This window comes from Aquabacter sp. L1I39, assembly GCF_017742835.1.
GTDB lineage: Bacteria > Pseudomonadota > Alphaproteobacteria > Rhizobiales > Xanthobacteraceae > L1I39.
Window position 1 is genome coordinate 2,412,691 of sequence record NZ_CP072392.1, and the last position, 12,659, is coordinate 2,425,349.

Here is a 12,659-nt window from a genome sequence, read left to right on the forward strand (position 1 = left end):
TGCGATTTCTCAAACGTAATATACGATAGCGCAAACGGATTCATTCTGGTGGTGGCGCAAGTGCCTCCCGTAAAAACGAGTCCAGTCCCCACAGCCGGGGAAAACGGATTCGGACCATTGCCATGACCCCTTTCATGCTCCCCCGCGATGTCTTCTGCGCGCGCCTCGCCTTCGCGCCGAAAGCGCGCCGCGCTCTGCTCCTGGCGGGAACCATGTCGGTGGCCACGCTCACGCCTTTGGCAGCGGTCCGGGCGCAGGAGGCAAACGCGCAGGCCGGTGCCATCGCACTCGACACCATCTCGGTTCAGGCGGAGACCCAATCGGTGCTCACCGAGGGCAAGGACACCTATACGGCGGCGATGACCAGCACCGGCGTCGGCGCCCCGACCCTTTGGAAGGACATTCCCCAGTCGGTGAGCACGGTGACCAGCCAGCGCATCGCCGACCAGAACTTCACCCAGCTGGAAGAGGCCATGCAGCGGACCACCGGCATGGTGATCCTTCAGAACGATGTTGGCCGCTCCTCCATCTTCTCGCGCGGCTACGAGATCGACCAGATGCTGGTGAACGGCCTCTCCGCCCCGCTCTCCAGCATCTATGGCACGCAGCCCGACCTTGCCATCTTCGACCGGCTCGACGTGCTGAAGGGCCCCGCCGGCCTGTTCTATGGCGGCACCGGCGCGGGCGGCAATTCCGGCCCCTCCGGCATCATCAACGGCATCCTGAAGCCGGCCACCGCCAACTATTTCATCAACGGGGAAGTGACGGGCGGGTCTTGGGACTATGGCCGGGCGCAGGTGGATGCAGGCGGCAAGCTGAATGAGGCGGGAACGGTGCGCGGGCGCGTGGTGGCCGCCTATCAGAATGCCGACAGCTTCGTCGACTATAACGAGAACAAGGTCTGGGTCGGCTACGGCACGCTCTCCTTTGACCTGACGGAGAACACCACCCTCTCGCTCTATGCCTGGCACCAGGAGCGGGACATGCTGCCCTTCAACGGCCTGCCCGCCATCAATGCGGGGGGCGGCGTCGGCCAATTGCTGAACGTGCCGCGCAGCACCTTCGTGGGCGCCTATTGGAACACGTTCCACAACGACACCACCGACTATGTGGCCGAGCTGACGCACGCGTTCGACAATGGCGGCGAGGCCAAGGCCTCGGTGCGCTATTCGGACCGCTACGTGGATTATCGCTACGCCTATGGTGGCAGCGCAGTCTCCACGGCCGCCAAGACCTACGGCAATTTCTCCATGCAATACACGGCGGCGAAATACTGGGAGACGTCGCTCTCCGCCGACACCCATGTGACCATGCCGTTCCAGGCCTTGGGCCAGACCCAGCAGATCACCGCGGGCCTTGCCTTTCAGAGCGTGGACACCAACCTGCTGGCACCCACCTCCACCTCCCTGTCGGGCACCTACAACATCTACGCCTTCAATCCCTATGCGGTGCCCAACCCCACTACCCTCTACAATCGCCAGACGCTGACAGACCCCACCCAGTACGGCGTCTATGGCCAGGCCAATCTGAAGCCGCTGGAGCAGGTGACGGTGCTGCTCGGCGGGCGCTTCGCCTGGTATGACAACACCTCGACCGTCACCACGGTGAACACCTCCACCGGAGGCATCACGACCACGAACGCGCCCATCAATATCGATGCGGAGTTTGTGCCCTATGCCGGCCTCGTGGTGGAGCTGACCAAGAACATCTCCGCCTATGTGAGCTACACCGACACCTTCACCCCCCAATTCGAGGTGGATGCCAGCGGCAACGCGCTGCCGCCGCGCCAGGGCTTTCAGTATGAGGGGGGCCTGAAGGGCTCCTTCTTTGACGGCGCGCTCAATGCCTCCGCCGCCATGTTCCTGATCCGTGACAATAATCGCGCCCTGGCCACCTCCACCGCGAACGTCTATGTGGCCGCCGGCGAGACGCAGGTGTCCGGCTATGAGCTGGAGGTCAGCGGCCGCCTCGCGCCGGGCTGGGAGGTCTATGCCGGCTATACCTACACCGAGACCGAATATCTCACCGCCACCGCCGCCCAATTGGCCAGCGGCTTCAGCACCTATACGCCGCGCAACAATTTCAACCTGTGGACCAAGTACGAATTCCAGGATCCCAGGCTCAAGGGCCTGAGCGTCGGCGCGGGCGTCAAGCATTTGTCGAGTTTCTACACCACGTCCGGAGGCGTGACATTGACCGCGCCGGCCTACACCACCGTGGACGCGCAGATCGGCTACAAGTTCAACGAGCACTTCCAGGCGACGCTGACCGCCACCAACATCTTCGACGAGGTCTATTATACCCGCGTGGGCTCCACCTCGCTCTTCAACTTCTACGGCGAGCCCCGCGCCTATTGGCTGAAGGTGAGCGCGACCTATTGAGCCAGAGCCTCACCACAGCCCCCCGCGTGGGGGCCACACGACCCCCCGATGTGCGCGACCTCGCCTTGGGTGGCGCGGTCGAGCCCTGCCACCTGCCGCGCACCTTGCGCTGGCGGCAGGAGCGGGGCGGCCGCATGCTGCGCTTCGACCTGGCCTGGCCGGAGCGCATGAATGAGGAGGGGCATCCCCTCGTGGTCGTCACCGATGCCAATGCCATGTTCGCCACCCTGGTCGAAACGACACGGCTACAGTGCGTAAGACCGGACCCGCCGGACGTGCGCGAGCCCGTTGTGCTGGGCATTGGCCATGACACGGACGCCCTGTTCGACCCCGCAGCGCGCGCCATCGACTATGCCTCGCCCGGCGTTGCTTTGGTGCTGGATGTCCTCGCCGAGTTGATGGCCGCCCTCGCCGCCCGCCTGCCGCTTTCGCCGACGCGGCGCACCCTCATCGGCCATTCCCTGGGTGGCCTGTTCACGCTCACTACTCTGTTCGAGCGGCCCGAACTGTTCGCGCGCTATGTGGCCGCCTCACCCTCCCTCTGGTGGGCACCGGCGGCGGTGGAGATCGGCGCGGCGGGATTACCGGCGCGCCTCGGGCCCCTCCCGAGCCGGCATCTCCTCCTCGCCGCCGGTGGCCTTGAGCGGGGATGGCCCCGTCCGGAGGATGCTGCGCGCCTGACGCCCGAGCGCCGCGCCATCCTGGCAGAGCGGCAGGTGGTGGAGGCGGCGCAGACCCTTGCTGAACGCCTCGCCGCCGAGAACCCAGACCATCTGTCTGTGCATTTTCATCTGTTCGAGGGGGAAGGCCACGCCTCCATGGTGCCGCGGGCGCTGTCCCGCGCGGTGCCGTTTGCCCTCGCGGAGGCCCCGGTATGACCCGCTTGCCGCATCTCATCCTCTTCTCCGCCCTCACCCTTCTGGCGCTCCTTGCCCCCGAAGGCGCGCGGGCGACCCCCGTGACGCTGACCGACATTGTCGGCCGGCAGGTGACCTTGCCCGCGCCGGCGCGGCGCATCGTGCTGGCCGAGGGACGGCAGATCGTGGCGCTGGCCCTCATCAGCCCCGATCCCGTGAGCCTCGTCGCCGGCTGGTCGGCGGACCTGCGTCGGCGGGACCCCTCCACCTATCGCTTGGTGCGCGCCAAGTTTCCGAAGGCGGACGACATCGCGATCGTCGGCGAGGGTTCGGACGAGAGCTTCTCGGTGGAGAAGACCCTGGCGCTCGGCCCGGACCTGGTGGTGCTGAGCGGCCGGCTCGGAGCCGGGCGGCCCGCCGAGATGGTCCGACAGTTCGAGGCCGCCGGCGTGCCGGTGATCTTCGTCGACTTCTTCGCGCATCCCTTCGAGAACACCGTGCCCAGCCTGAAAATCCTGGGACAGGCGCTGGGCCGGGAAGAGGCAGCGCAGGCCTATGCCGACTTCTACGCGGGACGGATGAAGCGCATCTCCGATCGGCTCGCGCGGCCCGGCCTTGTGCATCCGAAGGTGCTCATGGAGACCCATGCCGGCGGATCGGGCGAGTGCTGCAACAGTCCGGGACGCGGCAGCATCGGTGATTTCATCACTTTTGCCGGCGGTGCCAATATCGCGGCCGACGTGATTGCCGGCACCCATGGCCGCCTCAGCCTCGAATATGTGCTGCAGCAGGACCCATCCGTCTATGTGGCCACCGGAGGGCCGCACCTGAAGGGCACCGGCGGCCTCGTCCTCGGCCCCGGCTTCACGGCTGAAGAGGCCCGCGCGAGCCTCGCGGCCATCCTGACGCGACCGGGTATTGCCGAACTCCAGGCGGTGAAGACGGGGAATGTCCACGGCCTCTTCCACAATCTGGTGAACCTGCCGCTCAATGTCCTGGTGGCAGAGGCGCTGGCGAAGTGGATCCATCCCGACCTGTTCCCCGACCTCGACCCCAATGCCACGCTCGCCGAAATCAATGCCCGTTTCCTCGCCGTGCCGTTCACCGGCACCTATTGGGTTGACCTGAAGCCATGACCCCCACGGCCGAAGCACCCGCCCTCTCCGCCCGCGCCGAGGTCGCGCTCGCCGGCTATCGGCGCCTCATGCGGCGCCGTGTGCTGCTGCTCGGCCTCCTGGCCTGTGCCGCGCTCGCCGCCTTCGCGCTCGATCTGGCCAGCGGCCCCTCGGGCCTTGGACTGCAGGATGCCACCCGTGCGCTTTTCCAGCCCGAGGCGACGCCGCGCGCCACCCTCGTCATCGTCCGCGACCTGCGCCTGCCGCAGGCGCTGATGGCGGTGATGGTGGGCATGGCCCTGGCGCTGGCCGGGGCGGAAATGCAGACCGTGCTCAACAATCCGCTGGCCAGCCCGCTGACGCTCGGCACCTCGTCGGCAGCCGTGTTCGGCGCCGCGCTCGCCATCGTTGCCGGCATTGGCCTGCCCGGCGTTCCCGCCGCCTGGATCATTTCGGCCAATGCCTTCGTGTTCGCCTTCGCCTCGGTGCTGCTGATCCAGGCCCTCGCGCGCCTGCGGGGTGCGGGGAGCGAGAGCGTGGTGCTGTTCGGCATCGCGCTCTTCTTCTCCTTCAATGCGCTGGTGGGCCTGCTGCAATTTATCGCCAGCGAGCAGGCGCTTCAGCAATTGGTGTTCTGGACCTTGGGAAGCCTGGGGCGCGCGCGGCTGGACACGGTCGCCCTCGTCGCCGCTGTCGTCGCGGCGACCGCGCCCTTCTCGCTGCGCGCCGCTTGGCGGCTCACGGCCCTTCGCCTCGGGGCGGAGCGTGCAGAGAGCTTCGGGATCCCCGTGGCACGGCTGCGCCTGTGGTCTTTGGTGCGCATCAGCCTGCTGACGGCAGCGGCGGTGGCCTTCGTCGGAATCATCGGCTTCGTGGGGCTGGTCGCGCCCCACATGGCGCGGCTGATGGTGGGGGAAGATCATCGCCTCTTCCTGCCGGCCAGCGCCCTCACCGGCGCCCTCGTCCTTTCGCTGGCCGCCGCCGCGAGCAAGCTGGCGGTGCCCGGCGCCGTGCTGCCCGTGGGCATCGTCACGGCGCTGATCGGTGTGCCGGTGTTTCTCATCCTTGTGCTGGGTGTCAGGGGGCGGTCATGAGTGGACCGGCTCTGCGTCTTTCGGGCGCGAATGCCGGCTATGGCCGGCGGCCCGTCATCCGTGATCTCTCCCTCGCGCCCCTTGAAGCCGGCACGCTGACAGCCCTCGTGGGGCCGAACGCGGCGGGCAAGTCGACGCTTCTCAAGGCGCTGGCGGGTCTGCTGCCCATGAAGGGATCCCTGCAACTCGGACCGCTCGACCTGACCGCTCTGCCGCGCGAAGAGCGGGCCGCTCATCTCGGCTTCATGCCACAGGCGCTGCCGCCCGGCGTCGCCCTCACCGTGATCGAGACCGTCATCGGCGCATTGCGCGCCGCGCCGCTGCGCGCCCCGCTTGACGGCAAGGCCGCGCGGGCGCGCGCTGTCGGCATGCTGGACCGGCTCGGCATCACGCCTCTGGCCCTGGAGCCGCTGGACCGGCTCTCCGGAGGCCAGCGCCAGTTGGCGAGCCTCGCACAGGCCGTGGTGCGCGAACCCCGCGTGCTGCTGCTGGACGAACCCACCAGCGCCCTCGACCTGCGCCATCAGGCCGTGGTGATGGGCTTCCTGAAGCAGCTGGCGGAAGAAGGACGGGTGGTGGTGGCGGTGCTCCATGACCTGACCCTGGCGGCCCGTTATGCCGATCAGGTGGTGGTGCTCCAGCAGGGCGCCCTGGCCGCGCAGGGCACTCCGGCCGAGGCCATCACGTCTGACGTTCTGGCGCGTGTCTATGGGGTGAGCGGCCGGGTGGAGGCCTGTTCTCGGGGCACGGTTCAAGTGGTGGTGGATGGCCCGCTCGCGGAAGAGGCCACTTCAGATACGGCAGGGAGGATTGGCCATGGAGGCCGCTGAAATGACGCAGGCCGGGCCACGGCGCCACCGGGGCATGCGGGTGCTGCGGGTCTTGCGCACCGCGCGCATCACGCCGCGCATGCAGCGCCTGGTGCTGGGCGGTCCGGAAATCGAGGGGATCGGCGAGGGACCGAACCTCAAGCTGCTGCTGCCCCCGTCCCGCACCCGCCCACCGTGTTGGCCCACGGAAGGCGCCGACGGCCGCCCGATCTGGCCGGCGGATCCCGACCGACCCATCGTGCGCACCTATTCCGTGCGGGCGCTCGACCGGGCGCGCGGGGAACTCCATGTGGATTTCGTGCTGCATGGGGCGGGCGGCGTCGCCTCCGCCTTCGCACAGACCGCCGAGCCCGGCGACCTCCTGGGCATTGGCGGACCGGGTGGCCGTGGGCTCCCCGCCGCCGGGTTTCATCTGTTCGCGGGCGACCACAGCGCCCTGCCTTCCATCGCCGCCCATCTGGGGCGGCTGCCGGACGAGGCCCGCGGCGCGGCCTTTATCGAGCTTCCGGGTCCCGAAGAGGAACAGGACCTGCCCCGCCCGCCCGGCGTCGCGCTGACCTTCCTCCACCGCAACGGCGCAGCGGCGGGCACCACCCGTCTCTTGCAGGAGGCCGTCTTCGCCCTCGACTGGCCCACAGACCGATCCGTCGCCGCCTGGATCGCAGCGGAATCGGATGCCGCACGCGAGATCCGCGCCCATCTGAAAGGCCCGCGCGGAATGAAGCCGCGCGACCTTGTAGCCGTGGGCTACTGGCGACGTGGCATGAGCGAGACGGCCTATGGCGCCGCCTATGATCATGACCGGGATGCCGACTATCACCGCGCCGCGCGGGAAGAGGACAGCCACGGGCATCATGAAGGGAACGACGACCATCAGCATTAGGGTCTAAACCCAACGAATGACCTGTAGTTCAATCGGCTCATGGATGGAGTAGAGGCCATGAGCCGCTTGTTTTGTTCCACTGATGGTCAGCGGTAGAAGATCGAACCACCTTTACCTCATTCCGGCAGTCCGCCGCGTGTTGAAGACCGGCGCATCCTGTCCGGGATCCTTCATGTGCTGCGCTGCGGCTGCCGCGCATCTGCGCCCCCCCTGGCCGGCGATCAGCGCACGCCGCCCCGGCTTCTCGCCGACCAGGCCTATGACAGCGACAAGGTTCGCGCCAACCTCGCGCGCCGAGGCACGCGCGCGGTCATCTTGCCCCTGTCTCGGCAGGCCGCGCCGCGCGCCTGCACGGTCGGGGCCATGGAGGCACCCGCTCACTCCCGGCTGCGCGGCGGTGCCCCGGGTGAAGGATGGAAGGGCGTGCCCGTTCCTTCCTCGGTGATTTCCTCCGTGGCCAGGTCCCCTGTGGGGCGAAGCGCGTGCGGCACCTCGCGTTTGCGGGCCAATTCTTCCATGCGGGCGCGCATGGCCGGGCGGCGGGAGAGAAGATCGTCAAGGTCACGCGCATCCAGGATCAGAAGCTGAGTCCGTCGCGTGGCGCGCACGTTCGCGCTGCGGCGGCGCTTGGAGAGCAGTGCCATCTCGCCGAAAAAGTGTCCCTCGCCGAGAAAGAGCGGCTCGCCCTGCAGCTCGATCCGGACCTCGCCGGAGAGGATGAAGAACATGGACCGGGCCTCCTCCCCCCGGCGTGCCAGCAACTCGCCGGGATAGGCCGTATGGGCGGAGAGCAGCTTCAAAATCTCGCCGATCGCCGCCGCGTCCAGCTCGCAGAAGAGCGGCACCCGCGCCACCATGCCCCAGGTGACCACAAAGTCCCGCCGCCGGATGACCGCCGCGAAGGACGACGCGACGATGCCCACCGGCAGCGCGAGCAGAATCATGCCCGAGACCATGGTGAGCGCGGCGATCATCCGCCCCGCCAGGGTGGCCGGCACCGCATCCCCGTAGCCCACTGTCGTGACGCTCACCACCGCCCACCATGCCGCCAGCGGGATGGAACCGAACTTGTCCGGCTGTACGTCGCCCTCGACGAGATACATGAGCGAAGCCGCAAATAGCACCACCACGCCGATGATCCCGACGCACGCCAGCAAAGCGTGACGCTCCGCGAAAATGGCCTCGCCCAGGGAGGCGAGCCCGGGCGAATAGCGGGCCAGCTTCAGGAAGCGCACGAGGCGCAGCAGGGCAAGCGTGCGCAGGTCCGCATGGACGAACAAGGCGAGCCCGAAGGGCAACACAGACAGCAGGTCGACGATGGCGAACGGCGTCACCGCATAGCGCAGGCGCGCCTCACGATGGGATAGGCCCCTGTAGCGCGGATCGAATGGCGCTACCCACAGCCGCAGCAGGTACTCCGTCAGGAAAACGCCGAAGGAGAACGCCTCGAACAGATGCAGCGGCAGGCGATACGCCGCATCGAAGGACGGCACGGTTTCCATCACTGCGGCGGCAGAATTGGCCAGGATGAGGACCACCAGCCCCACATGGACCATCCGCGCCACCCCATCGTGCGGGTTCTCGCGCTCCAGGATCTCGTAAATGCGCCGGCGCACGCTTCCTTCCACCTGACGCTCCCTGAGGTCCCGTCTGCCCGCGGCCTCTTCACCGCCCTCATGCCATGCCGGTTGGTCCTTCCAACAGGCTGCTTTTTACTATGTCCCGGCATCCGCAGGTTTCAAGACGGGCCATTCTGGTCATCACGCCAAGACTGCAGTTGCCCATCATAGAACAAAGTGTGCTTCAGCCGCCTTCGCCGGACATGGAAAGGCTCATTCCGGGAGACCGCCGTGGACTTGTGCCCGCAAAACAGGGGCCTTCTCTGCAAGGCGGTCCCGAGCGCGACGGTGCGCCATGTGGCGGGAGGCCGCGAGAGGGAAGAGCCCAAAGGGCGCTCGCTCGCCGCGCGACATCTCTGATCCCAAAGAATGGTGCTGCGAGCCCCAGATTCTCGAGCTCCGCATTCAAAGGAAGCCCACCGACGGTCTGAGCCACCTCTCGCGCCGGGCGCCCGGCTGCACCAAGCGCCTCTCGCCGGTGGTGCCGTCGGTGAGAAAAGCAGGGTGTCCGCGTGTCGGATGCCGGCCCGTTCGCCCGGTGCGCCCCCTGGAGAACAGACGACCAGCCGACGGCAGACCAGGTGCGCCGGCGCCGTTGGCAAATGCCAACGGGCGATGTAGCGCGAACAGGACGCAGTTCGCCCCGATCCAAGGATCAATAACGGGACGGACGTCGCAAAGCCCGTCGGATCCCGACAAAGCTCGGCCCGCGTCCAGAGAGATCGCCGCGCGGCTGATAACCCTGCCCCCCCCTGGGCGCCAGCCTGCTGGGTCAACCCGCCGTTTGTGCCGCGCGGATGGCGGTGGCCATCGCGACCGCCGCCGCGGGGTTCAAGTGCCTTATATGACGGTCCGGACGCGCATATCCCAGCGTCCGGCGACTGGCCCGCCATGCGCGGCACGCAAAATCGGGACGGCACCCCTGCCCCGCCACGCCCCAGAGGCCTGCCCCCACCCGGCCCCCAGCGCGACACGGCCTCAGGAGGCGAGCGCCGCCTCCACCGCCGCCAGTGCATCGGTCGCCTTGCTGCCATCCGGGCCACCGGCCTGCGCCATGTCGGGACGGCCGCCGCCGCCCTTGCCGCCCAGCGCCTCGGCGCCGCGGCGCACCAGGCTTACGGCATCGAAACGGCCGGTCAGGTCCGCGGTCACGCCCACGACGATGCCGGCTTTTCCGTCATCGGTCACTCCGACGATGGCCACCACACCCGAGCCCAGCTGCTTCTTGCCCTCGTCCACGAGGCTCTTGAGATCCTTCAGCTCAATGCCTGAGACATGCTTGGCCAGCAGCTTCACGTCGCCCACCTGCCGGGCGGTGTCCTGACCACCAGCGCCGCCACCCATGGCAAGCTTCTTGCGCGCTTCGGCAAGGTCGCGCTCCAGCTTGCGGCGCTCCTCCACCAGGGTGGCGATCCGGGCTTCCACCTCGGACACCGGCGCCTTCAGAAGCGCGGCGGCGCCCTGCAGGGCGGAATTGGCGGTGTTGAGATGATGGCGCGCCGCGTTCGCGGTCAGCGCCTCAATGCGCCGAACACCCGCCGCCACGGCCCCCTCCGATACCAGCGAGACGAGCCCGATGTCACCGGTGCGTGCCACATGGGTACCGCCGCACAATTCCACCGAATAGGGCGCGCCATTGCCAGCGTCTGTTCCCATGGTGACCACGCGCACTTCGTCGCCATATTTCTCGCCGAACAGGGCCCGAGCGCCCGAGGCGATGGCGTCATCAACGCCCATGAGACGGGTCTCGACCGGCTCGTTACGCAGCACGTAGGTGTTGACGATCTCTTCCACCTCGGCGACCTCATTGGAGGTCATGGGCTTGGGGTGGCTGAAATCGAAGCGCAGCCGGTCCGGCGCGACCAGCGAACCCTTTTGCGCCACATGGTCACCCAGCACGCGCCGGAGGGCTTCGTGCAGAAGGTGGGTGGCGGAATGGTTGGCCCGCACGGCGGCGCGACGGGCGTGATCCACTTCGAGGGTCAGGGCGCTGCCGAGCGCGAGCGTGCCCTCGTTGACGCGGACTTCATGGACGAACAGGTCGCCCAGCTTCTTCTGCGTCCCGATCACGGTCGCGCGCACGCCCTCGCCCACCATCACGCCGGTGTCGCCGACCTGACCGCCCGATTCGCCATAGAACGGCGTCTGGTTGAGGACCACCAGACCCTGTTCGCCGGCGGCCAGGGTCTCCACTTCCGCTCCCTCGCGCACCAGCGCGCGGACAACGCCCTCGGCGCTCTCCGTGTCGTAGCCCAGAAACTCGGTGGCGCCTTCGCGCTCCCGTACCCCGAACCACACCGTGTCGGTGGCGGCCTCGCCCGATCCGGCCCAGGCGGCGCGCGCATCGGCGCGCTGGCGCGCCATGGCCGCGTTGAAGGCTTCCGTGTCCACATGGATGCCGCGACCGCGCAAGGCGTCCTCGGTCAGGTCAAGCGGGAAGCCGTACGTGTCGTAGAGCTTGAACGCCACGTCACCGGGGAAGCGGGCGCCGGACACGAGACCCGCGCTCTCCTCCTCCAGAATGGAGAGGCCACGCTCCAGGGTTCGGCGGAAGCGCTTCTCCTCCAGAAGAAGCGTCTCGGCCGCAAGCGGCTCGGCCCGCGCGATCTCCGGATAGGCCCGGCCCATTTCGCGCACCAGGATGGGCACGAGACGATGCATCAGCGGATCGCGGGCACCCAGCAGCTGGGCATGACGCATGGCGCGGCGCATGATTCGACGCAGCACATAGCCACGGCCCTCGTTAGAGGGCAGCACGCCATCGGCGGTCAGGAAGACGGACGCGCGCAAATGATCGGCGATGACCCGATGGCTCGCCTTCTGCGGGCCCTGCGGGGAAACGCCCGTCAGTTCGGCGACCTCGGCGATGATCGCCCGCATGAGGTCGGTCTCGTAATTGTCATGCGTGCCCTGCAGGAGCGCCGAAATGCGCTCGAGGCCCATGCCTGTGTCGATGGACGGACGCGGAAGCCGCACCCGCTCACCAGCGGGCAACTGCTCATACTGCATGAACACGAGATTCCAGATCTCGATGAAGCGGTCGCCGTCCGCATCCTCGGAACCCGGCGGCCCGCCGGGAATGTGGTCGCCGTGATCGAAGAAAATCTCCGAGCAGGGACCACACGGCCCCGTATCGCCCATGGCCCAGAAATTGTCGGAGGTCGGGATGCGGATGATGCGATCGTCGGACAGGCCGGCAATCTTCTTCCACAAAGCATGGGCCTCATCGTCCTCCGAATAGACGGTGACGATGAGCCGGTCCTTCGGCAGCTCGAACTCGCGGGTGACAAGCCCCCAGGCGAGCTCAATGGCGCGATCCTTGAAGTAGTCGCCGAAAGAGAAATTGCCCAGCATCTCGAAGAAGGTGTGATGCCGAGCCGTATAACCCACATTGTCCAGATCGTTGTGCTTGCCGCCAGCGCGAACGCACTTCTGGGCCGTTACCGCACGGGAATAGGGACGCTTCTCGACGCCAGTGAAGACGTTTTTGAACTGCACCATCCCCGCATTGGTGAACATCAGCGTGGGATCATTGCGCGGCACGAGCGGCGATGAGGCAACCGCCTCGTGACCGTTCTTGACGAAGTAGTCGACAAATGTCGACCGGATCTCGTTCACGCCGCTCATGTCCCGGCCACCATACCCTTCGTTTCGCTCGCCGGCCGCGCTCCGCTGTCCGGCGCCCATCCACATGCCTCCGAGGGAGGCAGGCGGAATGGACCCGTTCGTTTAGCGGGCACCTGTCCCCTTGTCCAGAAAGGGCACCCCTCGAAGAGCCAATTCACACCCGGCCTGTCCTGCCGGGCATACAGGCCAAAGGAGACCAGCCAGGACGGTGTGGCTTCCCGCACCGTCCTTCGTGATGTTTTCAGCGGCCGAT

General features: G+C 67.4%; 8 protein-coding genes. 6 read left to right on the forward strand and 2 right to left on the reverse strand.

The genetic code is table 11. The features are described from left to right. Nucleotides 1–122 precede the first annotated feature (122 nt). The 6 genes from J5J86_RS10550 to J5J86_RS10575 are packed head-to-tail and all read left to right on the forward strand — an operon-like array spanning nt 123 to nt 7,160. Complete coding sequence (locus tag J5J86_RS10550; protein WP_209104851.1) at nt 123–2,381, forward strand: TonB-dependent siderophore receptor; 2,259 nt, start codon at nt 123–125, stop codon at nt 2,379–2,381. Next, nucleotides 2,378–3,259, forward strand: a complete 882-nt coding sequence (locus tag J5J86_RS10555) for an alpha/beta hydrolase (RefSeq protein ID WP_209104852.1) — start codon at nt 2,378–2,380, stop codon at nt 3,257–3,259. The genes J5J86_RS10550 and J5J86_RS10555 overlap by 4 nt, the downstream gene beginning before the upstream one ends. Beyond that, the gene (locus J5J86_RS10560) at nt 3,256–4,374 is read left to right on the forward strand and encodes an ABC transporter substrate-binding protein (RefSeq protein ID WP_209104853.1); all 1,119 of its coding nucleotides are present in this window, start codon (nt 3,256–3,258) and stop codon (nt 4,372–4,374) included. The genes J5J86_RS10555 and J5J86_RS10560 overlap by 4 nt, the downstream gene beginning before the upstream one ends. Beyond that, nucleotides 4,371–5,447 (forward strand): FecCD family ABC transporter permease, encoded by a 1,077-nt coding sequence (locus tag J5J86_RS10565; RefSeq protein WP_209104854.1) that lies wholly within the window; start codon nt 4,371–4,373, stop codon nt 5,445–5,447. Before J5J86_RS10560 ends, J5J86_RS10565 begins: the two co-directional genes overlap by 4 nt. After that, entirely contained in the window at nt 5,444–6,277 is an 834-nt protein-coding gene (locus tag J5J86_RS10570) for an ABC transporter ATP-binding protein (protein ID WP_209104855.1), read from the forward strand. The genes J5J86_RS10565 and J5J86_RS10570 overlap by 4 nt, the downstream gene beginning before the upstream one ends. Continuing rightward, entirely contained in the window at nt 6,264–7,160 is an 897-nt protein-coding gene (locus J5J86_RS10575; RefSeq protein ID WP_209104856.1) for a siderophore-interacting protein, read from the forward strand. Before J5J86_RS10570 ends, J5J86_RS10575 begins: the two co-directional genes overlap by 14 nt. A 377-nt stretch (nt 7,161–7,537) precedes the next feature. On the opposite strand, the gene J5J86_RS10580 is transcribed toward J5J86_RS10575, so the two are convergent. Both J5J86_RS10580 and alaS read right to left on the reverse strand, forming a co-directional pair. Further along, complete coding sequence (locus J5J86_RS10580; protein WP_247658317.1) at nt 7,538–8,776, reverse strand: cyclic nucleotide-gated ion channel; 1,239 nt, start codon at nt 8,774–8,776, stop codon at nt 7,538–7,540. Between the two features lie 981 nt (nt 8,777–9,757). Continuing rightward, nucleotides 9,758–12,406, reverse strand: coding sequence for an alanine--tRNA ligase (gene alaS / locus J5J86_RS10585; RefSeq protein WP_209104857.1), 2,649 nt, complete (start codon nt 12,404–12,406; stop codon nt 9,758–9,760). Nucleotides 12,407–12,659: the final 253 nt, after the last annotated feature.